This window comes from Acidovorax sp. Leaf73 (assembly GCF_916855635.1).
In the GTDB taxonomy this organism is placed as follows: Bacteria; Pseudomonadota; Gammaproteobacteria; order Burkholderiales; family Burkholderiaceae_C; genus Acidovorax; species Acidovorax facilis.
This window is the reverse complement of the sequence record NZ_CAKASI010000007.1, coordinates 73,044-99,635: the sequence shown is the minus strand read 5'-3', so window position 1 is coordinate 99,635 and position 26,592 is coordinate 73,044. Positions and strand designations below refer to the sequence as shown.

Annotated in this window: 25 protein-coding genes; 12 read left to right on the top strand and 13 right to left on the bottom strand. The window is 67.2% G+C overall.

Annotation, left to right across the window (positions count from 1 at the left end; translation table 11 throughout):
- Window positions 1–72 precede the first annotated feature (72 nt).
- From LPA35_RS22240 to LPA35_RS22225, 4 genes are all read left to right on the top strand, one after another.
- Window positions 73–1,026, top strand: coding sequence for a Bug family tripartite tricarboxylate transporter substrate binding protein (locus tag LPA35_RS22240; RefSeq protein ID WP_228899032.1), 954 nt, complete (start codon window positions 73–75; stop codon window positions 1,024–1,026).
- The gene (locus LPA35_RS22235; RefSeq protein ID WP_228899031.1) at window positions 1,023–2,351 is read left to right on the top strand and encodes a sulfatase; all 1,329 of its coding nucleotides are present in this window, start codon (window positions 1,023–1,025) and stop codon (window positions 2,349–2,351) included. The genes LPA35_RS22240 and LPA35_RS22235 overlap by 4 nt, the downstream gene beginning before the upstream one ends.
- 65 nt (window positions 2,352–2,416) lie before the next feature.
- Entirely contained in the window at window positions 2,417–3,388 is a 972-nt protein-coding gene (locus LPA35_RS22230; protein ID WP_228899029.1) for a helix-turn-helix domain-containing protein, read from the top strand.
- Window positions 3,389–3,650: 262 nt separating this feature from the next.
- A complete protein-coding gene (locus tag LPA35_RS22225; protein WP_228899028.1) occupies window positions 3,651–4,379 on the top strand; it encodes an alpha/beta hydrolase in 729 nt (242 codons plus the stop codon).
- Window positions 4,380–4,455: 76 nt separating this feature from the next.
- On the opposite strand, the gene LPA35_RS22220 is transcribed toward LPA35_RS22225, so the two are convergent.
- Complete coding sequence (locus tag LPA35_RS22220; RefSeq protein WP_228899027.1) at window positions 4,456–5,358, bottom strand: LysR family transcriptional regulator; 903 nt, start codon at window positions 5,356–5,358, stop codon at window positions 4,456–4,458.
- Window positions 5,359–5,508: 150 nt separating this feature from the next.
- Between LPA35_RS22220 and LPA35_RS22215 the strand changes: the two genes are divergently transcribed.
- Window positions 5,509–6,489 carry a TerC family protein gene (locus LPA35_RS22215; RefSeq protein WP_228899026.1) on the top strand — a complete coding sequence of 327 codons (981 nt, stop codon included), beginning with the start codon at window positions 5,509–5,511 and terminating at the stop codon, window positions 6,487–6,489.
- Between the two features lie 17 nt (window positions 6,490–6,506).
- Window positions 6,507–7,049, top strand: coding sequence for a DUF2062 domain-containing protein (locus tag LPA35_RS22210; RefSeq protein ID WP_228899021.1), 543 nt, complete (start codon window positions 6,507–6,509; stop codon window positions 7,047–7,049).
- 108 nt (window positions 7,050–7,157) lie between these two features.
- Here LPA35_RS22210 and LPA35_RS22205 read toward each other — a convergent pair whose 3' ends face one another.
- From LPA35_RS22205 to LPA35_RS22190, 4 genes are all read right to left on the bottom strand, one after another.
- Window positions 7,158–8,126: a tripartite tricarboxylate transporter substrate binding protein gene (locus LPA35_RS22205; protein ID WP_228899017.1), complete on the bottom strand. Its 969-nt coding sequence runs from the start codon at window positions 8,124–8,126 to the stop codon at window positions 7,158–7,160.
- 118 nt (window positions 8,127–8,244) lie between these two features.
- Window positions 8,245–8,502 carry a DUF2783 domain-containing protein gene (locus LPA35_RS22200; protein ID WP_228899016.1) on the bottom strand — a complete coding sequence of 86 codons (258 nt, stop codon included), beginning with the start codon at window positions 8,500–8,502 and terminating at the stop codon, window positions 8,245–8,247.
- Window positions 8,503–8,528: 26 nt separating this feature from the next.
- Window positions 8,529–10,181, bottom strand: coding sequence for an FAD-dependent oxidoreductase (locus LPA35_RS22195; RefSeq protein WP_228899014.1), 1,653 nt, complete (start codon window positions 10,179–10,181; stop codon window positions 8,529–8,531).
- Window positions 10,182–10,368: 187 nt separating this feature from the next.
- Entirely contained in the window at window positions 10,369–11,328 is a 960-nt protein-coding gene (locus tag LPA35_RS22190; RefSeq protein WP_228899012.1) for an MBL fold metallo-hydrolase, read from the bottom strand.
- Between the two features lie 142 nt (window positions 11,329–11,470).
- Here LPA35_RS22190 and LPA35_RS22185 point away from each other — a divergent pair, with 142 nt between their 5' ends.
- Window positions 11,471–12,283 carry an IclR family transcriptional regulator gene (locus LPA35_RS22185; protein WP_228899010.1) on the top strand — a complete coding sequence of 271 codons (813 nt, stop codon included), beginning with the start codon at window positions 11,471–11,473 and terminating at the stop codon, window positions 12,281–12,283.
- 7 nt (window positions 12,284–12,290) lie between these two features.
- Here LPA35_RS22185 and LPA35_RS22180 read toward each other — a convergent pair whose 3' ends face one another.
- On the bottom strand, window positions 12,291–12,884 hold the full coding sequence (locus LPA35_RS22180) for a Crp/Fnr family transcriptional regulator (protein WP_218301551.1): 594 nt from the start codon (window positions 12,882–12,884) through the stop codon (window positions 12,291–12,293).
- Window positions 12,885–12,974: 90 nt separating this feature from the next.
- On the opposite strand from LPA35_RS22180, the gene LPA35_RS22175 reads away from it, so the two are divergent.
- Window positions 12,975–13,430 carry an isoprenylcysteine carboxylmethyltransferase family protein gene (locus tag LPA35_RS22175; protein ID WP_218301552.1) on the top strand — a complete coding sequence of 152 codons (456 nt, stop codon included), beginning with the start codon at window positions 12,975–12,977 and terminating at the stop codon, window positions 13,428–13,430.
- On the opposite strand, the gene LPA35_RS22170 is transcribed toward LPA35_RS22175, so the two are convergent.
- Window positions 13,427–14,752 (bottom strand): O-acetylhomoserine aminocarboxypropyltransferase/cysteine synthase family protein, encoded by a 1,326-nt coding sequence (locus tag LPA35_RS22170; protein ID WP_228899008.1) that lies wholly within the window; start codon window positions 14,750–14,752, stop codon window positions 13,427–13,429. The two genes, LPA35_RS22175 and LPA35_RS22170, sit on opposite strands and share 4 nt — an antisense overlap.
- A gap of 88 nt (window positions 14,753–14,840) precedes the next feature.
- Window positions 14,841–15,356 (bottom strand): CoA-binding protein, encoded by a 516-nt coding sequence (locus LPA35_RS22165; protein ID WP_228899007.1) that lies wholly within the window; start codon window positions 15,354–15,356, stop codon window positions 14,841–14,843.
- A 105-nt stretch (window positions 15,357–15,461) separates the two neighbouring features.
- Between LPA35_RS22165 and LPA35_RS22160 the strand changes: the two genes are divergently transcribed.
- Window positions 15,462–15,812, top strand: coding sequence for an MliC family protein (locus tag LPA35_RS22160; RefSeq protein WP_228899006.1), 351 nt, complete (start codon window positions 15,462–15,464; stop codon window positions 15,810–15,812).
- 9 nt (window positions 15,813–15,821) lie between these two features.
- Here the strand turns inward: LPA35_RS22160 and LPA35_RS22155 are convergent, their stop codons facing one another.
- The 5 genes from LPA35_RS22155 to LPA35_RS22135 form a co-directional block, all read right to left on the bottom strand.
- Window positions 15,822–16,436 (bottom strand): thioredoxin family protein, encoded by a 615-nt coding sequence (locus LPA35_RS22155; protein ID WP_121421326.1) that lies wholly within the window; start codon window positions 16,434–16,436, stop codon window positions 15,822–15,824.
- A 107-nt stretch (window positions 16,437–16,543) separates the two neighbouring features.
- Window positions 16,544–17,392 carry a prolipoprotein diacylglyceryl transferase gene (lgt, locus tag LPA35_RS22150; protein WP_228899005.1) on the bottom strand — a complete coding sequence of 283 codons (849 nt, stop codon included), beginning with the start codon at window positions 17,390–17,392 and terminating at the stop codon, window positions 16,544–16,546.
- A 65-nt stretch (window positions 17,393–17,457) separates the two neighbouring features.
- Window positions 17,458–19,707, bottom strand: a complete 2,250-nt coding sequence (locus LPA35_RS22145; RefSeq protein WP_228899004.1) for a protein-disulfide reductase DsbD — start codon at window positions 19,705–19,707, stop codon at window positions 17,458–17,460.
- 113 nt (window positions 19,708–19,820) lie between these two features.
- Complete coding sequence (locus LPA35_RS22140) at window positions 19,821–23,639, bottom strand: DUF748 domain-containing protein (RefSeq protein ID WP_228899003.1); 3,819 nt, start codon at window positions 23,637–23,639, stop codon at window positions 19,821–19,823.
- A gap of 178 nt (window positions 23,640–23,817) precedes the next feature.
- Window positions 23,818–24,579 carry an alanyl-tRNA editing protein gene (locus LPA35_RS22135; RefSeq protein WP_055398334.1) on the bottom strand — a complete coding sequence of 254 codons (762 nt, stop codon included), beginning with the start codon at window positions 24,577–24,579 and terminating at the stop codon, window positions 23,818–23,820.
- Between the two features lie 112 nt (window positions 24,580–24,691).
- Here LPA35_RS22135 and LPA35_RS22130 point away from each other — a divergent pair, with 112 nt between their 5' ends.
- From LPA35_RS22130 to LPA35_RS22120, 3 genes are read left to right on the top strand one after another with little or no spacing between them, the layout of a single operon-like run.
- On the top strand, window positions 24,692–25,051 hold the full coding sequence (locus LPA35_RS22130; protein ID WP_228898995.1) for a hypothetical protein: 360 nt from the start codon (window positions 24,692–24,694) through the stop codon (window positions 25,049–25,051).
- A gap of 31 nt (window positions 25,052–25,082) precedes the next feature.
- Window positions 25,083–25,943 (top strand): creatininase family protein, encoded by an 861-nt coding sequence (locus LPA35_RS22125; RefSeq protein ID WP_228898989.1) that lies wholly within the window; start codon window positions 25,083–25,085, stop codon window positions 25,941–25,943.
- 34 nt (window positions 25,944–25,977) lie between these two features.
- Window positions 25,978–26,442, top strand: coding sequence for a GNAT family N-acetyltransferase (locus LPA35_RS22120; RefSeq protein ID WP_228898988.1), 465 nt, complete (start codon window positions 25,978–25,980; stop codon window positions 26,440–26,442).
- Window positions 26,443–26,592: the final 150 nt, after the last annotated feature.

Genomic DNA, 26,592 nt, shown 5'->3' with positions numbered 1-26,592 from the left:
GCCAATACAGTGCGCCCATCAACCTGCGCGATGGTGCAGGGCCCTGCAACTGCCCCTGGAGACTTTTCGACGATGCGCAAACCCCTTTCATCGGTACTGGCCATAGCGCTGACCCTGGCCGCCTCCATCACGCAAGCGCAGGAAGCCCCGTTGCGCATCGTGGTGGGCTACGCCCCTGGCGGCTCTACCGACCGCGTGGCCCGCATCGTGGCGGACAAGCTGGGCAGCAAGCTTGGCACGCCCGTCATCGTGGAGAACAAGACCGGCGCGGGCGGCCGCCTGTCGGCACAGGCCGTCAAAACCGCCCCTGCCAACCAGCCCACGCTGCTGCTGGCCAACCCCGCCGTGATGCTCGTGGCACCGCTGGTCTTCCCCGATGCGGGCTACGACCCCGAGCGCGACTTCCGCCCCGTGAGCCATGTCAACAGCTACGAATTCGGCGTGGCCGTGGGCAGCGCCGTGCCCGTCAAGGAACTGCCACACCTCATGGCCTGGCTGCGCGCCAACCCCGACAAGGCCAACTTCGGCGTGCCCGCCACCGGGAGCCTGCCGCACTTTTTCGGCCTGATGGTGGGCGACGCGGCCAAGGTGCGCGCCGAGGTGGTGGGCTACCGGGGCTCCGCGCCGCTGCTCAACGACCTGCTCGGCGGCCAGGTGCCCGTGGCGTTCGACACGTTTGACACCCTGCTGCCCCAGCACGAAGCGGGCAAGATCCGCATCCTCGCGGTGTCGGGTGCCAAGCGCAGTGCGCTGGATGGAAAGATCCCCACCTTCAAGGAAAGCGGTTTGGACCTGGCTGCGACCGGATGGAACACCTTCTTTGCGCCCATGGGCATGCCCAAGGCGCAAGCCGAACGCCTGGCTGGTCTGATCCATGAAGTGATGAAGGACCCCGACACCCAGCGCAAGTTCGAGGCGGCCAAGATGGAGCCCGTGGTGGCGACCATGGCGCAGACCGAAGCCATGCTCAAGGCCTACCGCGCGCAATGGGCCCCGGTGGTCCAACGCTCGGGCTTCAAACCATGACCACCCGCCCGAACATCATCTTCATCGTTGCCGACGACCTCGGCTATGCCGACCTGGGCTGCTACGGCGGGCGCGACGCGGCGTTTGGCCCGGTGTCGCCGGTGCTCGATCAGCTGGCGGCTAACGGCCTCAAGCTCACGCAGGGCTACTCCAGTTCCCCCGTCTGCTCGCCCACGCGGTTTGCGCTGATGACCGCGCGCTACCAGTACCGCCTGCGCGGCGCGGCCGAGGAACCCATCAACAGCAAGAGCCGGGGCAGCACCACGCTGGGCCTGCCGTCCGAACACCCCACGCTGCCGTCGCTGCTGCGCGCAGCGGGCTACCGCACGGCGCTGATGGGCAAGTGGCACCTGGGCTACCCTCCCGCGTTCGGGCCGCTGCGCTCGGGCTACGAAGAGTTCTTCGGGCCCATGTCGGGCGGGGTGGACTACTTCACCCACTGCAGCTCCAACGGCACGCACGACCTGTACCTGGGCGAGGAGGAAAAGCAGCAGGACGGCTACCTCACCGACCTCATCACCGACCACGCGCTCGACTATGTGCAGCGCATGGCGCCGGGCGCGCAGGCGGGCACGCCGTTCTTCCTGAGCCTGCACTACACCGCCCCCCACTGGCCCTGGGAGACCCGCGACGACGAGGCGCTGGCGCAGGAGGTGAAGACGAACCTGTTCCACCTGCACGGCGGCAACATCGAAACCTACCGCCGCATGATCCACCACATGGACGAGGGCATCGGCCGCATCATGGCGCTGCTGGAGGAAAAGGGCCTTGCGCGCGACACGCTGGTGGTGTTCACCAGCGACAACGGTGGCGAGCGCTTCTCGGACAACTGGCCGCTGGTGGGCGGCAAGATGGACCTGACCGAGGGCGGCATCCGCGTGCCCTGGATCGCCCACTGGCCTGCGGTGATCGCCCCCGGCGGTGTGAGCGCGCAGACCTGCATGACCATGGACTGGTCGGCCACGATGCTCGAAGCCGCAGGGGCCGGCGCGCATGTGGACTACCCACTGGACGGCCGCTCGCTGATGCCGCTGCTGCGCAATGCGGCGGCGCTGGACGAGCCCCCGCTGTTCTGGCGCATGAACCACCGGGGCCAGCGCGCCATGCGCCAGGGCGTGTGGAAGTACCTGCGGGTGGACGGCAATGATTACTTGTTCAACCTGGCCGACGATGAACGCGAGCGCGCCAACCGCGCGCCCGTGGAGCCCGAACGCCTGCAGGCCATGCGCGCCGCGTGGGAGGCGTGGAATGCGTCCATGCCCGCCATTCCTGACGATGCGACGGTGAGCCTGGGCTACTCGGTGAAGGACATGCCGCAGCGCTGAGCCTGGCGGGACGGCAGGGCTTGCCCTGTTGCCCGCCCGGCCCCCTTGCCGGTAGATTGGGCGCCATGCCCGCCGCCACCCTTGTGCCCTCGTCCCCCGCTGCTCTGCGCCAGTGGACCACCGACGTGGTGGCGCCGCCCGCGCGCCTGGACTACTGGGTGGGCGCGATCTGCGAGGCGTTTCTGGAGATGGATTGCAGCTCCCGCGAGGCGCCGCTGTTCGGCGGCGAGCTGCAAAGCCTGCCGGTGGAGACGCTGTCCATCAACCGCGTGCGGGCCTCCACCCAGGATGTCTTTCGCACGCCCGCAGGCATTGCACGCAGCCGCCAGCTGCCTTTCTACCTGATCGGCCAGGCCGAGACTGCGTGGCATGTGCGCCAGGATGGCCATGTGGCCCATCTGCGGCCGGGCGATGTGGTGCTGCTGGATTCGGCACGGCCTTACGAACTGCATTTTCCTGATGGTGTGCACTGTGTGTCGCTGCAGCTGCCGCGCGCCTGGGTGGGGCAGTGGCTGGAGCAGGCCGAGGCGCCCGGCCCGCGCGTGGCCTGGCGAGACCAGGGCTGGGGCCAGAGCCTGGGGGCGCTGGCCGTGCAGCTGGCGCGTGACCCGTCCTCGGCGCAGGCCTTGCCGCCAGCATTGCTGTCCGACCACCTGGGGGCGCTGTTGTGCGCTGCGCTGGAGCCGCCCCAGCCACCGGCACCCACTGCGGCGCGCAGCCTGCATGCCCATCTGTGTGCGCTGATCCGGGCGCGCATCGACCAGCCGGGCCTCTCGGCCCCGGCGCTGGCGCAGGAGGCGGGCGTGTCGCTGCGCACCCTGCACCGGGCGTTTGCGGCGCAAGGCCACACCTTTGCGGGCGCGTTGCGCGAACTGCGCCTGGCGCGTGCAGGCGAGCTGCTGCGCCGCCCCCAGCTGGCCCATGTGGCCGTGGGCGAGATTGGGCGGCGCTGCGGCTTTGCGGACCCTTCGCATTTCGCACGCGCCTTCCAGCGCGCCATGGGCGTGTCGCCCGCGCAGTGGCGGCGCGGCGGCTGATTCCGTTTCCAAATCATCCGTGTCGTTGTTGCTTCGCCTTGCCGTGCTACAGCACTGTCTGCGGCTTCGCGCCTAGACACGAATGATTTGGAAACGGAATGAGGCCAAGCGTTGAGACGGCCGCGCTGGCCTGTGGGTGAGCGCTCTGGCACATCCAGCACAGCAGGCTGGCACGCGCGGGCCATTCCGTGCCACCGGGTGTTTCTAAGGTAGCGGCAGGGCGGATTGCCCAGTCCTGCAACACAACCCCAAGGAGACACACATGCCGGATACCTATGTCCTGGTCCATGGCGCCTGGCACACCGGTGCCGAAATGGAAGCCACCGCCACCCACCTGCGCGCGCGCGGCCTCACCGTGCATTGCCCCACGCTGGCAGGCAACCGCCCCGGCGACGACCGCGCGGCCACGGGTCTCGCCGACGCGGTGGATTCGCTGGCGGCCTTCATCGAAGGCCAGGGCCTGACCGACGTGCGCCTGGTGGGCCACAGCTACGGCGGCATGGTCATCAGCCATATGCCCGCGCGTCTGCCTGGGCGCATCCGCCGTCTGGTGTACTGGAACGCCTTCGTGCCGCAGCCAGGCGAATGCCTGAACGACCTGGTGCCGCCGCATTACCGCGCGCTGTTCGACCAGGTGGCGGCCAGCAGTGGCAATGCCGTGATGCTGCCGTACCCCATCTGGCGCGAGGCCTTCATCAACGATGCCGACGAGGCCCTGGCGCAAAGCACCTACGCGCTGCTCAACCCTCATCCCTACCGCACCTTCACCGAACCCGCGCAACTGCCCGTGCCGCTGGCCGCGCTGGAGGTGGGCAAGAGTTACCTCAACGCGCAGCAGGACACTGCACTGCCGCACAGCCTGCCCTGGCACCCGCGCCTGTCGGAGCGGCTGGGCCTGTTCCGCCTGGTGGAGTGCCCGGGCAGCCACGAGCTGTGTTTTTCCGACCCGGCATCGGCTGCCTTGCATATCGAGCGGGCAGGGCGCGACTGAAGGGACCCAGGTTTTTTTTGCGCTGACTACAAGGTTTTTTGGCCTCTTGCGCCTGCTGGGCAAGCGCTGATTGCTATCAATTCAGGAGTGATCCGCTACTCCCCGCCTCCAGCAGCCGCATGAGCAGCGGGTGCATCACCTTGCGGGCGCTGTAGATCAGGTGGAACTGCTCCTGCACGTCCGGCGTGGTGCCCACATGCACAAGCCCGTGGGTCTGTGCCAGGTGCTCGCCCAGCGACACCGGCGCGGGCATCACACCCATGCCGGTGGCGGCAAAGGTGCTCAGCAGCGCGCTGTCTTCAAACTCCCCAGCGATGCGCGGGCGGATGCGTTCGCGTTCCAGCCAGTGGTCGATGCGCGCGCGCATGGCGGCGTGGTCGGTGGGCAGCAGCACGGGCACCACGGCCAGGCTGTGCGGAAAGTTGTTGGCTGCCGCCTCGGCCCAGAGCGGCGGCGCGTACCAGGCAATCGCGCTCGTGCCCAGCAGCTGGCTGGTGGTGCGCAGGGCGGGGTTGGGGGGCGCAGCACGGTCGGCCAGCACGGCATCGAGCTTGTGCAGCGCCAGCTCGCCCAGCAGGGGCTGGAACTCGCCCTCATGGCACAGCAGGCGCAGGTGCGGTTCGTCCAGCACGGGGGTGAGCAGCCGATGCACGGCCAGCTTGGCAATGCCGTCGGAAATGCCCAGGTTCAGGCGCAGCGTCTGGCCGCTGGCGGCCTCGCGCACGCGCACGGGCAGCAGCTCGCCCAGCGCAAAGATGTGGTCGGCCTCGTGCAGCGCGGCCACGCCCGCATCGGTGAGCACCAGGTTGCGGCCCTCGGTGCGCAGCAGGCTCACGCCCAGCGACTTTTCAAGCTCCCGCACCTGGGCGCTGATGGTCTGCATGGCCATGTCCAGCCGCTCGGCGGCGCGGGCGATACCGCCCTCCTTGGCCACCACCCAGAAGTAGAAAAGATGGCGGTAGTTGAAGCTCTGGCTCATGGGTTCTTCCGAGGGAAAAGGGTTTAGTTCGTAAAAACCGAACCAATACTACTGTGATAACAGATTTTAAAGAAGTACATCAGCCCCTACAGTCCGGGGCTTGGGCGTCCGGCTTGCCCGGACGTGTGAGGGCATCTTTGGAGAAACTCGATGGAAACGATCGGAACGTGGTGGATGTGGGCGGGATTTGCCGTCTTCGTGGTCATTGCCATAGGCGTGGACCTGCTGGTCATGGAGCGCCAGGGCGCGCACAAGGTCACCATGGGCGAGGCCGCGCGCTGGAGCCTTTTGTGGTTCTCGCTGGCGTTTGTGTTTGTGGCCATTCTGTGGTGGTACCTGGACGGAAGCCAGGGCCGTGAGATTGCCAACACCGTCTCTATGCAGTTCATCACCGGCTATCTGGTCGAAAAGAGCCTGTCGGTGGACAACATCTTTGTCTTCCTGATGCTGTTCAGCTACTTTGCCGTGCCGCCGCAGTACCAAAAGCGCGCGCTCATCATCGGCATCATCGGTGCCATCGTGCTGCGCACGCTGCTCATCCTGGCAGGTGCCTGGCTGCTGGCCACCTTCCACTGGCTGCTGTATGTGTTCGGTGCGTTCCTGGTCGTCACCGGCGTGAAGATGTGGTTTGCCGCTGGGCAGGAGCCTGACATCGCCACCAACCCGGTGCTCAAGTTCCTGAAGAAGCGCATTCGCATCACCGACCAGTTCGATGGCGAGAAGCTCTCCACCATGATGAACGGCGTCAAGCACTTCACGCCCCTGTTTGTGGTGCTGGTGCTCATCGGCACCACCGACATCATCTTTGCGGTGGACAGCATCCCGGCCATCTTCGCCATCACCAGCGACCCGTTCATCGTGCTCACGGCCAACATCTTTGCCATCCTGGGCCTGCGTGCGCTGTACTTCCTGCTGGCTGACCTGGCCAACCGTTTCCACCTGCTGGCCTATGGCCTGGCGCTGGTGCTCGTGTTCATCGGCGGCAAGATGCTGCTCATCGACTTTGTGAAGATCCCGATCGGCTATGCGCTGCTGGTGACGGCGTCGCTGATTGCAGGCTCCATCTTCCTGTCGCTGCGCAGCTCGGGCGAAAGCGCCCATGGCGCTCCGGCCCTGCCGCGCAAGGACTGAGTGCAGTGGTAAGCCAGATGCTTTGTTCATTGCGCCGCTGGCTGCGCGCCCTGGAGCCACGCGCCCGCGCACACCTGGACCGGGACTGGCTCATCCGCCTGCGCCCCTGGCTGGAGCGGCGCGAGCTGTTTCGCTTTCAGCGCCAGCCCCTGGCGCGCGGGGTGGCGGCGGGCCTGTTCTGCGGGCTGATCCCCGGGCCGCTGCAGATTCCGGGCACGCTGCTGGTCTGCGCATGGCTGCGCGGCAACATCGTGGCGGGCGGGGTGGCCACGTTCTATACCAACCCGCTCACCACCGTGCCGCTGTATGCACTGGCCTTCTATGTGGGCGCGTTGGTGATGCCGGGCACCCAGACTTTGCCCGCGTGGAGCAGCGTGGTGCCGGGCGGAGACTTCTCGGTGCAGGCGCTGGGCGCCTGGATGCAGGCCCTGGGCACACCGCTGCTGGTGGGCCTGCCCACGCTGGGCCTGGTGATGGCGGCACTGGGCTATGCCACGGTGCAACTTTTGTGGCTGGCGCCCGCCCTGCAGCGCAAGCGGCGGCTGGCACGCAGCCGCTGAGCGTCCTGCGACAGGAGCGTGGCTTTTGCCAGCGCCACCGTGGAACTGGCTTTGCCAGGCCATGGGTGGCGTCCCCTCCAGGGGAAAACGGCGCAGCCGTTCAGGGAGTTAATCGAGTTTCACGCCCACCTTCGTAATGACTCGGCCCCACTTTTCCCGCTCGGCACGCGCAAAGCTGCCCATCTGGGCGGCCGTGCCGGGCATGGGTTCCACACCCAGGGCCTGCAGCCGGGCCTTGGTGCGCGTGTCGGCCAGGGCCGTCTGCAGCGCCTTGCTGAAACTCGCGGCCACATCGGCTGATGCGCCCGCGGGCACCACCAGGCCCTGCCATGCAAAGCCTTCAAACCCTTGCAGGCCTTGCTCTGAAATCGTGGGCACATCGGGCATGGTGGTCACGCGCTGCGGGCTGGCCACACCAATGGCCTTGACCTTGCCGCCGTTGAGAAACGGGTACACCGTGGCGCTGTCGATCCACATCGCGGGTACCTGACCACCAATCACATCCTGGATCGCCGGAGCCGCGCCGCGATACGGCACATGCGTGAGCTTGAGCCCGCTTTGCTCGCGGAACAGCTCGCCCACCAGGTGGTGCGGGCTGCCCGGCCCGGCCGACGCCCAGTTCACGCCATCGGCCTGCCCCTTGGCCCAGGCCATGAATTCTTTGAGGTTCTTGGCGGGCACGTTGTTGGACACCACCAGGAACATCGGAAAGCGCACCAGCAGGCCCACGGGTTGGAAGTCCTTCTCGGCGTTGTAGGCGAGCTTGCTGAACAAGAACGGGTTGGCCGCCAGTGTGGCGAAGTCGGCCGAGAACATCAGGTTGCCAAAGTCCTTGTTGCGCGCACTGTACTCGGCCGCGATGTTGGTGCCCGCACCGGGTTTGTTGTTGATGACGATGGGGCGGCCCAGCGTGACCGACATGGATTCGGCAATCGTGCGCGCCACGATGTCTGAGCCGCCACCGGCCGCGTAGCCCACCACCCATTCGAGTGGCTTGGTGTCCTGGGCATGGGCCAGGGGGAGGGTGGTGGTCAGGGCCAACCCGGCAAGGGTGGCGAGGAAGTGTTTGCGCTGCATGTGTTGTCTCCGTGGTGTTGTCAAAAAATCAAGGCAAAGCCCGGGCCTTGCACCATCTGCGCGGTGCTGAAGCCGTGGGGTGGCTGGGAATCGGGGGTGCCGGACCGCAGGTAAGCGGCTAGGCCGCCACCGCGTGGGTGGGCACCACCGGCGTGATCGCCGGGGTGGTGCGCCGGTCGGCCGTGGGCACGGCACTGCCGCGCGCCAGCTGCAGCGCGTGCTGCAGCGTGGACTGGTCGCCGATGTGGTTGGACAGCAGCAGCACCAGGCGTGCGTTCATGGCGTGGCTCTCGGGCGTGGACAGGCCTTGGTGCGCGGCAATCAGCGCTTCATAGAAGTCGTCGCAGGCCTGCAGGTTCGGTTGGGTGTTCAGCATGGGCATGTTCCTTGTCGTCTTCCTGGTCAGACGGCTGCGGCCGTGGCACGGGCCAGTGCGCTGCGCACAGCCGCTTCGGTGGGCGTGCGCCAGCGTGCGCACACATGCTGGTCGGGCCGCACCAGGTACACGGTGCGCGGCAGCGCATCCAGCCGCTGGGCGGCCAGCGCCTGGTGGTCGATCACGTCAATGCCGATCTGCAGCACCTTCACGCCGGGCAGGTCATGGGCCCATGCCGGGGCCGGGCCAAACACCAGCAGCGTGAAGTCCGGCCCCAGCTCGCGCAGCAGCCAAGTGGGCTGGCCCTGCTTCGTCAAGGGCGCGTCCAGCAGCACGGCACCGGGCACCTGGGTGCCTGCGAAGTGATCGGTATCCGGCGTGTTCAGGGGCGACTGGTGCAGCGTGGCGGGCACCGACAGGCGGCCGCTGTTGACGATGCGCCTTGCAAAGGCGTGTTCACGCGCCAGGTGCAGTGCCGCGTCGCGGAACAGGCGGCTCACTTCGCTCTTGGGGGTGATGAAGTCGGTGGCACGAGTGGAGTTGCACAGGTTTTCGTCGGCCGCGTATTCGCGCTCGGGGCCATACGTGCCCACCAGTGCGGGGCTGGCGCGACCCTCGAGCACCCAGTCCAGCTTCCAGGCCAGGTTCTCGGCATCTTGCACACCGCTGTTGGCTCCACGTGCGCCAAAGGGCGAGACGCCGTGCGCGCTGTCGCCCGCGAAGACGATGCGGCCGTGCACGAACTGGTCCATGCGCAGGCAGGCAAAGGTGTAGACGCTGGCCCAGTCCAGCTCGAACTGTGCATCTGCACCCAGCAGCGCCTTCACGCGCGGGATGATGTTTTCAGGCTTTTTCTCTTCTTCGGGGTCAGCGTCCCAGCCCAACTGAAAGTCGATGCGCCACACGTTGTCGGGCTGGCGGTGCAGCAGCACGCTCTGGTTGGGGTGGAAAGGCGGATCGAACCAGAACCAGCGCTCGGTCGGGAAGTTGGCCTCTTCCGCCAGCTTCACATCGGCGATCAAGAAACGGTCTTGGAAGATGCGGCCTTTGCTTTCCAGCCCCAGCATCTGCCGCGTGGGCGAGCGCGCGCCGTCGCAGGCCACCAGCCATTGCGCGTCGATCTGGTAGGCACCCTCGGGCGTGTCGATGCTCAGCAGCGCGCCGTCCGCGCGGCTTTGCACGCCGGTCAGCTTGTTGTGCCAGCGGATATCGATGCCCGGCAACTGCAGCGCACGTTCCACCAGGTAGGCCTCGGCGTAGTACTGCTGCAGGTTGATGAAGGCGGGGCGCTCGTGGCCTTCTTCGGGCAGCAGATTGAATTCATACAGCTGTTCGTCTTTGAGGAACACCTTGCCCAGGTTCCACGAAATGCCCTTGTCCACCATGCGCTGGCCCACACCCAGGCGGTCCCAGATCTCCAGCGTGCGCTTGGCAAAGCAGATGGCGCGTGAGCCGATGGAGAGCTTGTGGTCGTTGTCCAGCACCACCACGCGCTGCCCGCGCTGGGCCAGGTCAATGGCGAGCGACAGGCCCACAGGGCCCGCGCCGATGACCACGATGGGGTGCTGTGCGGGCGTGGCGCGGTCTTGGTCGGGCGAGCGCACGTAGCCGAAGTCGATGGCCTGCACCTCGGCGCCACTGGCGTGAAAAGCCTCGCGGGGAATGTCTCTGGGATTCATGTTCTACGACCTTCGTGTTTGATCGATTGCCTGATGTAGAGAGCTGACCTTTGCAACTGGCGCGCCCTGAGCGAGGGACGCCGAGCAAGGGCCGCCCCGCAGCGAGGGCGTCGTCCCCGTTCCCGAATCGCGCAGCGGTTCGAGAGAAGGGGGAAGGCGCGCAGCGCCTCAGGGGGTTGTTCTCTGCCTAGCCTTCCAGGGCTTTCCACATCTGGACATCACGCTCGGCGGTCCAGATGCGTGGGTCCGGGTATTGCGTGGCCTCGTCGTACGCACGGGTCACGTCAAACGGCATGCAGTGGTTGAAGATGACCCAGTGGCCGTACTTGGGTTGCAGTTGGGCAAACGTGGCCTCGTACACCTTGCGCAGGTCTTCGCCCTTGGCGGCACTGGCCTTCACGCTCTCGTACAGGTCGCTGATGAAGGCGCGTGTGCCGGCCAGGCCCGCCTGCACCTGCTCGGGCGTCTGCAGCGCGGCGCCCCGGCCGGGCACCAGCTTCTCGGGCTTCAGCGCCGCGATGTTGTCCAGGGTCTGCGGCCAGTCCTGGAAATACGCATCGCCCGCATACGGCGTGGCGTCGAACTCCACCAGGTCGCCGCTGAACAGGATCTTTTCCTGCGGCAGCCAGGCGACCGTGTCGCCCTTGGTGTGGCCCCGGCCCAGTTGCAGGATCTGCACCTCCAGCTTGCCCAGCCACAGGGTCATCTTTTTGTTGAAGGTCATGGTCGGCCACGTCAGGCCGTCCGGCACGCTCTCCACGTTCTGGAACAGGCGCGGGAAGCGGCCGATCTCGCTGTCCTTGTCGAACTGGCCGCGCTCCACGATCAGGTCGCGCGTGTCTTCGCTGGCAATGATGTGCTCGGCGCCGTAAGCGCTTGCGCCCAGCACGCGCACCGCGTGGTAGTGGGAGAGCAGCACGTATTGGATGGGCTTGTCCGTCACCTCGCGGATGCGGCGGATCACGTCCTGCGCCATCACGGGCGTGGCCTGGGTGTCGATGACCATCACTGCGTCGTCGCCAATGATGATGCCGGTGTTGGGGTCGCCCTCGGCCGTGTAGGCATAGGCGTGGTCGGAGAGCTTGTCGAAGCTCACCTTCTTCACTTCGAGGTCGGCGGCGGAGGCAAAGGTTTTGACGGTGCTCATGGTGGTGATTTGTTAATGGTGAATGCGTTTATCTAAACGGAATGTGTTGATGTTAGGCAAGAAATTCGTTCATGTCTAACGCATTTGTTTAGGTGTAAACCCGAACGGGTGGTGGATGCTGCGCTGCGTGGACAATCGCCCCATGCCCACCACGACCCCCGACCTGACCCCCGCCGACGACGAAGACACGCCCCGCAGCCCGCGCGGCATCCAGAGCGTTGAGGTGGGCGGCCAGCTGCTGAAGGTGCTGGCGCGCACCGGCCGGCGCATGGCTCTCAAGGACCTGGCCCGCGCGGCGGATATGACGGCCGCCAAGGCCCACCCCTATCTGGTGAGCTTTGGCAAGCTGGGCCTCATCGAGCAGGACGCCGTGAGCGGCCACTACGGCCTGGGCCCCTTGGCCATGCAACTGGGCCTGATCAGCCTGCAGCAGGTGGACCCGGTGCGCCTGGCCATTGCCGAGCTGCCCGCGCTGGCCCAGCGCATCGGCTACACCGTGTCGGCCTCGGTCTGGGGTGACAACGGCCCCACCATCATCCGTGTGGAAGAAGGCCCCACGGCCGTGTACGTGGCCATGCGCCATGGCACCACGGCCTCGGTGCGGCACACGGCCACGGGCAAGGTGTTTGCAGCCTTCGGCCCGCGAGAGCGCGCTGCGGCTGCGCTGGCGGCCGAAGGGTTTGCGGGGGCCCTGGATGAACCCGCGTTTGCGGCCGAACTGGAGGCGGTGCGCCAGCACCAGATCAGCGAGGTGACCGACCAGCTCCTGCCCGGCATCAGCGCGCTGGCAACGCCGGTGTTTGACGGGTTTGGGCAGCTGGTGTTGTGCCTGGCGGTGATAGGGCCCAGCGCCACGCTGCAGACGGGGCCGGGCAGTGCTGTCGCAGGCCATCTGCGCGACACCGCGCGCAGCCTGTCGCAGCGCCTGGGCGCCGCGCAGGGCACCAAACCCTGAGCCGCCGTCAGCCGCCGCGCAATATGCGCGCCTTGATGCGGCTGAGCGCCACCGGCGTCACGCGCACATAGCTGGCAATGTCGCGCTGGCGCACCTGGGCGGCGATCTGCGGGTGCTGCTGCAGAAAGCGCCGGTAGCGCTCTTCGGGCGACAGGGTGAGCAACTCCATCTCGCGCTGCTCCTTGCGCTGGCCGTACATGCGGTAGGCATTGCTCAGCGCGCGTTGCCACCCCATGTGGCGCGCGGCCAGCGCTTCCAGCGCGGCATGGTCGATCTGCTCCACCGTGCAGGGCCCGCCTTCCGCCAGGGCGGTGTAGCTGGTAACGCCGCCCGGCTGCAGTGCCGTGAGGCTGGCAAAACACATGCCGGCCGGCACAAACCCCTTGACCCAGGCGTCACCTACGGCCGTCTCGTACACCATCTTGATGAGTCCTTGGTTCACCACAAACACCCGGGGCTGCGCCTCGCCCGCGTGGAACAGCACCTCGCCCGGCCGCAGCTGCCGCACCGTGGTGGCGCGGTCCAGAGCCTCCCACTCGGGCAGCGGGGCCTGTGCCAGTTGCTCCAGCACCGTGTGGGTGGAATGAGAAAAGGTCGGCAAAAGAGGACTCCGTTAACCCAGGTTATCGCCAGCACAGCACGCCATCGGCAGACTGCGGGCCATGTCTTGATTGTGCAAGGAGAAGTTGGAATGCAACGTTTGCTGCTGCCCCCTGTGGTCTGGTTTGCGTCGGTCGGTGCGATGGTGATTTTGCAGCGCACCTGGCCCGTGGCCGTGCTGCCCGCCGATGGGCGCGTGCTGGCCTGGTGGGCGGGGGGTGTGCTGGTGCTGGCGGGCCTGGCCATGGCCCAGTGGCATGCTCGCCTGTTCAAGCGCATCGGCACCAACATCAACACCTTTGGCGAGCCCGGCACGCTCACCACAGCAGGCCTGTTTGCACACACGCGCAACCCCATGTACCTGGGCATGCTGCTGGCCCTGGCGGGTGTGGCGCTGGCGCTGGGCACTTTGTCGCCGTGGTTGCTGGTGTTGCAGTTTTTTGTGCTCGCGCAGTGCTGGTACATCCCGCTCGAAGAGCGCAAGCTGGCGGCCCGTTTTGGACGCCAGTACGAGGACTACTGCCGGGATGTGCGGCGCTGGATCTAGGCTCCTTGAGAGCGCGCCAGTGCCTGGTCAACGTCCCACAGGATGTCGTCCAGGTCTTCAATCCCCACCGACAGCCGCACCATGTCCGCGCTCACGCCAGCGCGGGCCAGCTCTTTTTCGCTCAGTTGGCGGTGGGTGGTCGATGCGGGGTGGATCACCAGCGTCTTGGCGTCGCCGATGTTGGCGAGGTGGCTCAGGAACTCGCAGGCGTCGATGAACTTCTCGCCCGCCGCAGCGCCCCCCTTCACGCCGAACGTGAGGATGCCCGAGGCGCCCGGCGCCCCGTCCACAGCACGAAACTGCTTTTGCGCCAGATCGTAGTACGGCGAATCCGCCAGACCCGGGTAGTTGACCCACGCCACCTGCGGGTGGCCCTGCAAAAACTTGGCCACCGCCAGCGCATTGCGGCAGTGCTCACGCATGCGCAGGTGCAGCGTTTCAGCGCCCTGCAGCAGCTGCCACGCATTCATGGGCGAGAGCACGCCGCCGAAGGTGCGGTTGACCTCCATGCGCGCCTTCATCGTGTAGCCAAAGTCGCCAAAGGTCTCGTAGAACTTCACGCCGTGGTAGGCGCGGCTGGGCTCCACCATCTCGGGGAACTTGCCGTTGTCCCACGGAAACTTGCCACCCTCCACCACCACGCCGCCCATGGTGGTGCCGTGGCCGCCGATGTACTTGGTGGCGCTGTGCACCACGATGTCGGCGCCCAGCGCCAGCGGGTTGCACAGGTAGGGGCTGGCCACCGTGTTGTCGATGACGATCGGCACGCCGTGGGCATGCGCCACCTCGGCCACGGCGGCGATGTCAAGCACGTTGACCAGCGGGTTGCCGATGGTTTCGCCATACACGGCGCGGGTGTTGGGGCGCATGGCACGGGCAAAGTTCTCGGGGTCGGCCGGGTCCACAAAGGTGGTCTCTATCCCTAAGCGCGCGAAGCCCACGCCCAGCTGCCCCACCGTGCCGCCATACAGCGTGCTGGCCGCCATGATGTGGTCCCCGGTCTTCAGGATGGCCAGCAGCGCCGCCATCTGCGCGGCCATGCCGCTGGCACAGGCCAGTGCGGCACGGCCGTTTTCGAGGCTCGCAATGCGCTCCTCGAACACCGCCACCGTGGGGTTGCTGATGCGGCTGTAGACGTTGCCAAAGGTCTGCAGGTTGAACAGGCTGCTGGCGTGCTCGGCGTTGTCGAACACAAAGCTCGTCGTCTGGTGGATGGGCGTGGCGCGTGCGCCAGTCACGGGGTCGGGCTGGGCGCCGGCGTGGATGGCGCGGGTGCCAAAGCCGAACTCGCGGTCGGCGCCATTGGAGGGGGCTGAGGACATGGGATTTTGAGGAAATTGGCTGCTAGCGCTTTATGGATAAGCGCTAACAGCTATGAATTTGATAGCTTTGAGCTTGGCTGCGAATTGGCTAGTAAGGCAGCTGCCGCAGGCGCTTGGCGCTGATGACCCGTGTGTTCACGCCCATCCAGCCCAGGCCGCCAAACAGCCGCGCGTGCTCGATCTTCACGCAGCGGTTTTCGATCACCTGCAGCCCGGCGGCCTCGGCGCGTTGCCTGGCCGCCTCGTTGAACACCCCCAGTTGCAGCCACAGGCACTTTGCGCCGATGGCGATGGCTTCATCGGCCAGCGGCGGGATGTCCTCACTTTTGCGAAAGCAGTCCACCATGTCGATCTTCTGCCCCTGCGCCGCCAGCGCGGCAGCGGCTTCGGTCACGCTGGCGTAGGCGGTTTCGCCCAGGATCTGCCCGCCATCCCGTGCGACGAGCGGATTCACCGGCACGATGCGGTAGCCATGTGCCTGCATGTACTTGGCCGCGAAATAGCTGGGTCTGTGCCATTGGGGCGACAGTCCCACCACCGCAAGGGTGCGGCAGTGCGTCAGAATATCGCGCAGGGTGCTGATGGTGTCGGGCGTGCGTTTCATACATGGCAGTGTATGGGGGCGAACCGCTGCGGCGCCAGACCCCCGCGTTGTCCACCCACACTGCCATCAACACGGTGGCACCGACCCAGAATCCGAGGAGATCCCGTGCAGAACCCACCACGCGCCCGCCGCACCACTGGCCTTGTCGCCACGGCTGTTGTCTTGTCCACCTTTGCCCTGAGCGCCTGCACACCGCCCCGTGCCCCCGATGTGCCCAAGGTCCAGCGCGTCACGACCTACGCCTGTGACCGTGGCCCCATGATGGTGGTGCACTGGCCCGCCCAGCCCGATGGCCCTGCGCTGCTGGAAATGAATGGCCGCACCGTGCCGCTGCAGCCTGAGCGCGTGGCGTCGGGTTTTGGATACGGTGATGGCGGCACCTACATCCGTGGCAAGGGCAACACCATGTACTTCCACAGTCCGCGCGCTCTGCGGGTGAACTGCGTGGCGCGCTGAAGTTCTTTTTCAGCTGGCCGATTTGTACTTGATGCTGCAGCCGTAAGGCTGCGTCGTGGCCGCCGAAATCGGCTTGCCCGCCAGCGCTTCTGCCAGCCCCACCTTCACATAGTTGGTGGCCTTCTCGATGTCAGCCGGGCGCGCCGAAGGGATGCTGTCGATACCGCCTGCATACACCAGCACGCCCTGCGGGTTGACGATGTACAGGTGTGGCGTGGTGCGGGCGCCGTAGCTTTTGCCCACGGTGCCTTCCTCGTCCATCAGCACGGCGGTGGGGGCGGCCTTGCGCTCCTGCTTCCAGGCCATCAGCTTGGCGGGCTCCAGGTAGTCGCTGCTGGCTTTTTCGGTGGAGTTGATGGACAGCCACACCACGCCTTTGCCGATGGCGTCTTTCTGCGTGGCGGGCATGTTGCCGCTGTCGTAGTGCTTGCGCACGAAGGGGCAGCCGGGGTTGGTCCATTCCAGCACCACGTGTTTGCCCTTGAAGTCCGACAGGCGCACGGTTTTGCCCGACGTGTCCTTGAGCGTGAAGTCGGGTGCGGGCTGGCCCACGGTGGCGGCGGCCTGTGCGCCCAGGGCAACCAGGGCGGCGGTGGCGATCAACGTACGGCGAAGCAGCTTCATGGCAGGGTCTCCTAGCGGTTGACGAGGGGGCGAAATGTTCTGGCAATCAACAGGGCAGCGTGAAGGCGGCTGCTCGGCACGCAATGACCGGATTGCTCCTCAGGCAATCAAGTTGGACGGGGTCGGGGCTCGCCAGGGGGGACTCCTGGGCGAGCCTTTCTGTGCGCCCACAGCCACAGCCCCACGCCCGCCGCGATCATCGGCAGGCACAGCCACTGCCCCATGCTCATGCCCAGCGACAGCAAGCCCAGGTGAGCATCCGGTTCGCGGAAATATTCGGCGATGAAGCGGAACAAGCCGTAGCCGAACAGGAAGGCTGCGGCCACCTGGCCCGGGCGGCGTTCTTTGCGCGCGTACACCCACAGCAGGATGAACAGCAGCAACCCTTCCATCAGAAATTGGTAGACCATCGATGGATGGCGTGGCTGCAGCGAGCCGCTGTGCGCAAACACCATGCCCCAGGGCAGGTCCGGGCTTGCAAAACGGCCCCACAGTTCGCCGTTGATGAAGTTGCCCACGCGCCCCGCAGCGAGGCCTGTGGGCACACAGGGCGCCACAAAGTCGGCCACCTGCAGCCAGGGGCGCTTGCGCGAATGCGCAAACCACAGCATGGCTGCCACCACGCCCAGCAGGCCACCGTGGAACGACATGCCCGGGGTCCAGATCATCAGGATTTCCAGCGGATGGCTCAGGTAGTAGGCGGGCTTGTAGAACAGGCAGTAGCCCAGGCGCCCACCTACCACCACGCCCACCACGCCAAGGAAGAGGATGTCCTCCACATCCTTGCGTGACCAGGCGCCAGGGCCGCTGATGGAGGCGAACGGTGCGTGGTGCAGGCGCAGACGGCCCAGCAGCAGGAACAGCCCGAAGGCCGCAAGGTAGGTCAGGCCGTACCAGTGAACGGCCAGCGGTCCAAGCTGCAGTGCTACGGGGTCGATGGCGGGGTAGGTCAGCATGGGGCGGCGTTAGGGCTGGGGGTTTTCAAATACATCGCATGCCTTGCGCTTGCAACGTTCCTGCCCTATAGCTGGGCGATGGTGGCGCGCACCTCGTCCACGCTGAGCACCTCGGTCAGCACCACCGGCGGCTTGCCGGGGCGGTAGAACACGTAGACGGGCACACCACTGCGGCCCAGCGACGCCAGGGCGGCAGTAATGGCGGGGTCGCGGCGCGTCCAGTCAGCACGCAGCAGGGCGACGTTCTTGGTTTGCAGGTCGGCCAGCACATCGGCGTTGGCCAGCGTGGTCTTCTTGTTGTATTGGCAGGTCACGCACCAGGCGGCGGTGAAGTCCACAAACACCGGGCGGCCCGTGGCCACGATCTGCTCGGCCGCGCCGGGTGCCCAGGGTTGCCAGCCGGTGGCCGAGGCCTGCGTGGACGGTGTGGCGGCCTGCGCGGTAGGAAAGTGCGTGATGTGGGGCGCAAAGGCCCAGACCAGCAAGGACATGGCCGCGATGGACACCGTGGCCATCCACACGCGCGCACGCCCGGCCAGCGACAGGGCCCACACCACCAGCGACAGGCCCACCAGCAGGATCAGCAGCGCACCGGCGCCATCGATGCCGCTTTGCTGGCCCAGCACCCACACCAGCCAGACGACAGTGGCCAGCATGGGGAAGGCCATGAGCTTGCGGAAGGTGTCCATCCACGCGCCGGGGCGTGGCAGGGCGCGCGCCACGGCGGGCACAAAGCTGGCTGCCAGGTACGGCAGCGCCAGCCCCAGCCCCAGCGCCGCAAACACGGCCAGCGCCTGGGGCGCGGGCAGCGTGGCGGTCAGGCCCAGGGATGCGCCCATGAACGGCGCCGTGCACGGCGAGGCCACGGCCACGGCCAGCACGCCGGTGAGGAAGCTGTCTGCCACCGGGTGGCGTGCCTGCAGGCTGGCCACCGAGGACGGCAGGAAATGCCCGAACTCGAACACGCCCGCCAGGTTCAGCGCGATCAGCGTGAACAGCGCCGCCAGCGATGCCACCACGGCGGGCGACTGCAGCTGAAAGCCCCAGCCCACCGCCTCGCCTGCTGCGCGCAGGCCCAGCATGAGGGCGCCCAGGGCGATGAACGACAGCACCACACCCGCTGTGTAGGCGATGCCGCTCACGCGGTGCGCGCGCCGGTCTTGCGCATGCTGGGTAAAGCCCACCACCTTGATCGCCAGCACCGGGAACACGCAGGGCATGAGGTTGAGGATGAGCCCGCCAAGCAAGGCGCCCAGCAGCGCGGCCGTGAGGGTGAGGGACGAGGCGCCGGAGCCCATGGCTGGCGCGGCAGCGCCGCTTGCCTGCGCAGCATTGGCCTTGAGCGCGGCCTCCAGCGCGGGCGACACGCTGGCAACCGACGCCACCTGCGGCCAGGTGCCCAGCACCTTCAGCTCTGCGCGGTAGCCGGTGCGCGTGTCGGGGCCAGTGGCATGTGCGGGCGACTGCTCGGCCAGCACCACGGGCATCAGGCTGGGGCTGGCGCTGCGCTGGGCAGACAGGGGAATCTGCGCGGTCCACACGCTGCCGTTCCAGGCCTGCTTCCACTGCGCGGCGTTGTCGATGACTTCGGCGGTTTCGGGGAACAGGTCCAGTGTCTTGCCACGCAGCGCCACGGGCAGGCCCTGCACGCTGACGTTCAGCAGGTTGCCGTCGGCAATCTGCGCCTGGCTGTCCGGCACGATGCCGTTGGTGCCTGCCAGCACGGGTTGGGGCTGGGCCTTGGCGGCCGCCTCAAAGGCGGCGCCGTTGAGCGCCGTGGTGCTCTGGATGGGCAACTGCAGCGTGAATTCGCCTTCTTCGGGAATGCACTCCTTGCGGCACACCAGCCAGGAGGCGCGCAGCTTGATCGTTGCGTCCTTGGCCAGCGGGCTGGGGGCAAAACTGCTGGCCACGGTGACGGGTACGGGCAGCAGCACCGTGCCTTCGTAGCCATAGTTGGCCAGCGTGCCGATGGGGATCTTCTTGGGCAGGGGCCAGGCGATCTCGCCCGCGTCCAGGCCGGCGGGCAGCGTCCAGGCCAGGTCGGTGGGCAGGCCGGAGTCGCCAGGGTTCTTCCAGTAGGTGTGCCACTCGGGCTGGTGGGTGATCGAGAGGCCCAGCCACAGCGGCTGGCCGGGCGCCACGCCCTGGGGCGCATGGGCCAGCAGCTCGGCACGCACATAGGGCGTGGTGACCACGTTGGTGCCCTGTCCGCTGGTTTTTGAGCTAAATTGGGCACTAGCGCTTGTCCAGTAAGCGCTAGCAGCTATCAAAAGAAGAGTAACTGCAAGGCGGTGGAACAGGCGGTAGGACATGGTGCAGTGTGGGAGCGGGGCTGACGGGTTTGGTTCCGGCGCCCAGCGAGCTGCCTGCGGGGCGATCAGACTGGCGGAGGGGGATTCCCCGGAACCTTCCGCCAGCCAGGCGCCTATTGTGTCGCCAGGCTCAAATCCGCACGCGGGGTCCACTTTTCGGGCTGTTTGCCAGCCTTGGGGGCCGCTACGAACAACCGCTCTACTGGCAGCTTCTGCGCCACCAGATAGGCGCGGATCGCCTGGCCGCGCTGCGTGGCCAGTTCGGCGGCCATGGCCTCGGTGGCGGCCTGGTTGGCCAGCAGCAGGGCTTCCATCTCGGGCACCGTGAGCTCCTTGGCCAGGCCGACCAGGTTGCGCGGCTTGGGGATGTCGGCGCGGCGGTACACCTCCTTGAGCAGGGCGGGGTATTCGGCGGCCGATACGGGGGCGGTATCGCCCGGGTTGGCGCGGCGTTTTTCGGCCAGCACCCGTTGTTGCAGGCTCTCGCGCCGCAGGCCTTCGCGCTCGTCCTGCAGGCTGGCCGTGCCGGTCACAGTGATCTTGAGCGCGGGGCGGTCGGCCAGGGCCTTGGCCACCTTGTCCAGGTTCTGCTGCGCCTCGGCCGTGAGCGTGGCGCTGCCGGGGGCAAAGGGCACGTGGCTCATCTCGTCGCCACCGCCGAAGGCGCTGGCCAGCAGGCTGAACGGCGAGGTCAGCGCCTTGCCGATGAGATTGACGATGATCTTGAAGATCACCGGGCCAATGCGGAACTGCGGGTCGTTGAGCGAGCCGCTGATGGGCAGGTCCAGGTCGATCACGCCCTGGCGGTCGGCCAGCAGGGCCACGGCCAGCTTCACGGGCAGGCTGTTGGGCGCGCCCTCCACGGGCTCGCCAAAGGTCAGCTGGTTGAGCACCAGCCGGTTGCTGGCGGTGAGCTGGCCATTGGGCAGCACCTTGTAGTTCACGTCCACGCTGAGCTTGCCGCGCTCGATGCCATGGCCCGCGTATTTGACGGAATAGGGCGTGAGCGGGGGCAGCTCCAGGTCGCGCACCCTGCCCACGATGTCGAGGGCCAGCGGTTTGGCCAGCGGGTTGAGTTTGCCGGTCACTTCGAGCGACGCCGAGCCCTCGGCGCGGCCGCGCAGCTCCAGGTCGGCCAGCACGGGCTCGCCACCCGAGGCTTCGGACGAGAACGCGCTGAGCTTGCCAGTCAGCTCCGACAGGTCGGCCGAGTAGTTGGGCTTGATGAAAAAGTCCGAGAACAGCACCTTGCCGTTGACCAGGCTCACGGGGCCAAAGACCACCACAGGGGCCAGCGGGTCGGCCTGGGCCACCGCAGCCTGGGCAGGGGCGGTGGGCGTTGCCGATGCGGCTGAGGCGGGGGCCGATGCCGTGGGGGCGGCCGTGCTGGCCGCAGCGCTGGCCGCATTGGCCGCACGTGCCTCGGCCGGGGTCTTGGCAATGTCGCTCAGGTTGATGCGGCCGGCCTCGTTGATGGTGACCCGGGCAAAAAAGTCCACCAGGCTGGTTTCTTTGACCTCCACGCGCGGCGCGGTGCCGGGGGCGGTGGCCACGGCCAGGCCGCGCAGGTTCAGGCTCTTCCAGGCCAGCAGTTCCTCACCCACCTGGGCCTCGGTCTTGGGGGTGAAGGCGGCGGTGCTGTTGGCCTGCAGGTCTTCCACCACGGCATCACCGCTCAGACGCAGGCTGACTCCTTTGTCAGTCTGCGCCATGGCCACCTGGCCCCGGTAGCCCACATCGGCGCGCAGCAGTTCTACCGACAGTTGGCTGGCCAGGTAGCCGTCCAGTGCGTGCAGCGGCAGGCGGGTGGCGTCGAGCTTGCCCTGGGTGGCCAGCGGCTGCAGGGCCAGCGTGCCCTGGTAGTCGAGCTTGCCCGGCGCGGCCTTGCTGCCCTTGCCCGGTGCGGCGGCGCGGGCGGTGAGCGTGAAGGCTTCGGGCTTGCTGCCGTCGCTGGCCAGGTTGCGGGCGGTGATGCCCAGGGCCGTCACGTCCAGCGCCACGGGGCGCGGCTGAGCGTTGTCGGCCAGCGAGACGGTGCCGCCCTGCAGCGAGAAATCGGCCACGCGCAGCTTCCAGGGTGTGCTGGTGCTGGCGGGGGCTGCGTCAGCCGTTGTCGCCGGGGCCGTGGTGCCGCCTGGCGCCGCCTTCAGCCAGCGCTCGAACATCCAGCGCCCGTCCGCGCCCCGTTCCACCGCCAGTTGTGGCTGGCTGATGGCCAGGCGCTCCAGCGTGGCGCTGCGCGCGTCCAGGGGCACTTCGGCGTCCGCTATGTCGAGCTTGCCCAGGCTGGCCAAGGTGGTCTTGCCCTGCTTGACGGCCAGTTGCTCCAGCGCCAGGGGGCCTGCCTTGAGGGTGACGCCGGTGGCGCCTGCCTGCGCGGCCTGTGGCGTGGGCGCTTGCCACAGCACACCCACATCTCCGCTGAGCTGGCCGGTCACCGTAGGCTCCAGCGCCTGGGCCAGGTAGGGCGCAGCCAGCTGCAGCGCCAGGGCGTTCAGGGTGGCGTTGACCTGGGCCTTCTGGTCCGTGGCTTCGCCGGTGAAGCTGAGTGTGCTGCCCTGCAGGTTGAGCCCGCCCTTGAAGGTAAAGGGTTTGGCGAAGGGGACGGCGACGTCGGCCGCATCCAGCGTGACCTGTGTGGCCTGCAGGGCCGCTGCGGGGCGCGTGGTTTGGTCGGCCCAGCGCAGGGTGCCGCCGCGCACTGCGGCGGTGGCGACTTCCACGACCCAGGCGGGTGCGGCCTTGGCCTTGGCTTTGCTGGAGGAAGCGGGCGAGGCAGAGGCCGATGCTGCGCTGGCGCTGGCCAGTGGCGAAGACGCCGGTTCAGCAGATGCAGGTGCCGCAGGTGCGGGGGTCTTGCCCTTGACCGCCGATGGCGGCGGTGCAGGCGGTGCCAGTTGCGCCAGGTTGATCTGGCCTGCTGCATCGCGCGTGGCGGTGACCACGGGCGCGGTCAGCTCCACATGCTGCAGTCGCACCACCTGGTCCAGCGGGCGCACATCGGCCATGTCGACTTTCAGGCGCTCATAGCTCAGAAGGTCGGCGCCCTGGCGGTCTGCGATGCGTACGCCGCTGGCTTGCACGGTGCCGGTCAGCTTCACGGCCATGCGCGGGTGCTGCTCAAAGGCCACCTTCACATCCGCATCCAGCGTGGCGCCCAACACCTTGACGGGCAGGTTGGCTGGCAAATAGCCCAAGTAGGGCGCGAGGTCCAGCCCGTCCAGCCGAATCTGCGCGTCAGCCTGGCCGGTCTGCGCAAACGGCGTGCCCTGGGCGGACGAGTCAAACCGGCTGCCATTGAGCGTGAACGCCAGGTGGGGCTCGACCTTCACCTCGCGTTGCGACGGCAGGGTGCTGATGAAAGGCACCTTGAGGGCCAGGTCGCGCACCTCGTGGGTTTTATCCACGGCGGTGTCCGAGAAGTCGATGCTGCCACCCGTCAGTGCCAGGTTGTACAGCGCCACCCGTGCGGGGCCTTTGTCGGGCTCGGGTTCGCTGGTGGGCGCGGTGACCTTGGCGATGATGTCGTCCACGTCATAGCGGCCGTCGCCCAGGTGGGTGATGCGCAGCACCGGGTTTTCGATGGTGAAGGCGTCCACCACGGGCGCCAGGCGCAGCAGCGACTGCAACTCGCCATCGGCATAGACGCGGCCAATGGTCAGCTGTGGGGGCGCGCCGTTGGCTCCCGCCACGGCCACGTCACGCAGCGCGAATTCCAGGCTCCAGGGCTCAAAGTCGATGCCCCCCACGGTGACGGTGCGGCCCAGTTGTTCGGACGCAATGCGCTCCAGCGGCCCCTTGACCAGCGGCGGAATGGCCAGCCAGGTGACCAGCCACAGGACGATCAAACCCGCCAGCGCGCGAACGACAGGGCGGAACCAGCGGTGCTGGCGCAGGGAGGCAGACGAAACGGAGCGCAGGGAGATCGGCATGGCGGCAGGCAAAAGTGAGCGCCGCAGCCCCAGGAAGCCGGGTGCAAGAAGTCCAAAAAAGGCCGCGCGCGCGGGCCGCTATTGTCCCCGTTGTGGGTCTGGCGGGGTAAGCCATTGCAACCGGGGGCTGCGGCGGCTCAAGATTGTTGACATTTGAGGAGCGTGCTCGTCGCTGCGCTCACTGAGCAAAGCCCAGTACCACCCGTCGAGTCGTTGCGCTCTTTTTCTCGATTTTGGTCACCACGATGGCGCCGATCTCTGACGTGTTGGCCACATGCGTGCCACCACAGGGCTGCAGGTCGATCAGCGGCGCGTTGTCTTCGCCACCGATGCGGATGGTGCGGATGCGCCCGGTGCCGCGCGGGGGCTGCACGCTCATGCTTTTGACCAGCGCGGGGTTGGCGTCCAGTTCTTCGTCGCTGATCGAGGCCACGGTGAGCGGGTGCGCAGCGGCCACCAGGGTGGCGATGGCGGCGGTCAGCTGCTCCTTGTCCAGCGGGTCGGTCATCGCAAAGTCCAGCCGAGCGTAGTCGGGCGTGATGGAGCAGCCGTTGACCAGCTGCGGCACCACATGGCACAGCAGGTGGCTGGTGGTGTGCAGCCGCATCATGCGGTGGCGGCGCTCCCAGTCGATGCGGGCCGTGACGGCGGTGCCCGGTCCCTGTTGGGCCAGCTGCGCCACGCGGTCTTCCTGCCCGGGGGCGGGGATGTGCACGATGTCGCTGGTGGGGTTGCCTTCGGCGTCCTTGCCCTTGCGGGTGTCGGTGATGGCGATCTCTGTGCCGTCGGCCAGCACCAGCACGCCGCTGTCACCGGCCTGGCCGCCGCCCAGGGGGTAGAACACGGTCTGGTCCAGCACGATGCCGGTATCGGTGACGGCGGTGATGTGGGCGCTGCATTCGCGCAGGTAGGCGTCTTGGCGGAAGAGGTCTTGGGTCATGCGGTGATGGTAGCGGGATGGGCGGCGGCGCGCGGCGGTGAGGCGGGCGCTATGCTGGGCTGCAGGGGTTTCTGCCACGCATCATCCCGCGCCGCTTCACCTTCGGTTTTTCATGAACACGCCCTTGCCCTCATCGCCACAGTCGTCTTCTTCGGCCCCGCTTTCGCGCAGGGCGGTGTGGGTCACGCGCACGCTGGACGTGCTGTTGCTGGGGCTTTGCGTGGCATTGGGGGGCCTGTCCTACTACACCTTCTCGCTGTACTGCGAGAGCTTTGGCTGCCTGGGCGTGGGGCTGTTGTGGATGCTGTGGGCCGGGCTGGCAGCGGTGGGCTGGGTGGTGGCTCTGGTGGTACGCGCCTGGCAGCGCCGCCGTGGCCTGGGCAGCTGGGCCAGTGGTCTGGCATCCACCGCTCTGCTGGTGATGGGCGTGGCACACCTGCTGGTGTGGCTGGGCAAGATGGCGCTGAAGTGACGCGCCCCGGAACAGGCCCTAACATCGCGGCATGACCGCTGCCGCCGCGCCCCAATCTGCACCACTCTCCTTGCCCTCGCACTTTTGGGCCGACCTGTCCACCCGCGACTTTGCCGCGCTGCAGCACAGCGGCCAGGCCGATCAGGTCGTAGCGGTGTTGCCCGTGGCCGCCGTCGAGCAGCATGGCCCGCACCTGCCGCTGTCGGTGGACGCCACGCTACTGCAGGGCGTGATCGACGCTGCATTGCCGCAACTGCCCGCCGACCTGCCCGCGCTGTTCTTGCCCCCGCAGAACGTGGGCCTGAGCCCGGAGCACATCCGCTTTCCGGGCACGCTCACGCTGTCTCCCGCCACGGTGATTGCGCTGTGGACCGAGATCGGTGAATGTGTGGCCCGTGCGGGCATCAAGAAGCTGCTGCTGTTCAACGGCCACGGTGGCCAGGTCAGCGTGATGGACATCGTGGCGCGCGAGCTGCGCACGCGCTGCGACCTGATCGTCTACAGCGCCAGCTGGTTCAGCCTGCCGCTGCCCGAGGTGGTGGCAGGCCAGTTCAGCGCCCAGGAGCACCGCTTTGGCATCCACGCGGGCGAGATCGAGACCTCGATGATGCTGCACTTGGCACCCGGCACGGTGCACATGGAGCATGCGCGGGATTTCCGCTCCACGTCGCAGGACCGGTCGGAGCGCTACGCCATTCTGGGCAACGGCAAAAGCGCCAAGCTGGGCTGGCAGATGCAGGACTACCACCCAGCCGGTGCAGTGGGCAATGCGGCTGGAGCCACGGCCGACAAAGGGCAGGCGGTGGTGGACGCTGCGGCAGGGCAATTGGTGGCGCTGCTGCAGGAGCTTGTGCACCTGCCGTTGCAGACTGTGCGCCCCGAGACCGAATGAGCGCATTTGCGCAACCCCTCCCGTCCGTCCCCGCATGACCACGATCCGGCGCGCCATCTTCCCCGACGATCTCCCCGCAGTCACCGCGATCTTTCGCGAGTACGTCCAGAGTCCGACCGCCAATCTCGATTTTCAGGACTATGAGCAGGAGTTCGCGGAGCTGCCTGGTAAGTACGCGGAGTCCGATGGCGGTGTTCTGCTGGCCGTCGTCGAGGGCCGTGTGGTGGGCTGTGCGGCCCTGCGCCGTGTGGAGGATGGCACCTGCGAGTTGAAGCGCGTGTATGTGCGGCCTGTGGCCCGGGGGATGGATCTGGGGCGGAAGCTGGTCGAGGAGATGCTGCGCGTCGCGAGAGAGGCCGGCTACCGGCGCATGTGCCTGGACGTGCTTCCCGAATTTGTTGCGGCCCAAAGGCTCTATGAATCCTTGGGCTTTGTCTCGGCTGAGCCCGTGAGCTTCAACCCGGTGCCGGGAACCCGGTTTCTGGCGCTGGATTTGTAGAGGGGCGGTAAGGTTACCCAACACGGATTCCGGTGTGGGAGCGGCCTGGAGTCGCGGTGCTGCTGCCGGGCGCAGTGGGGGCCAGGAATGTCAGTTTGCTATAAATTGCATAGCTTTTGGCGCTTGTCCAATAGGCGCTAGAAGCCAAAA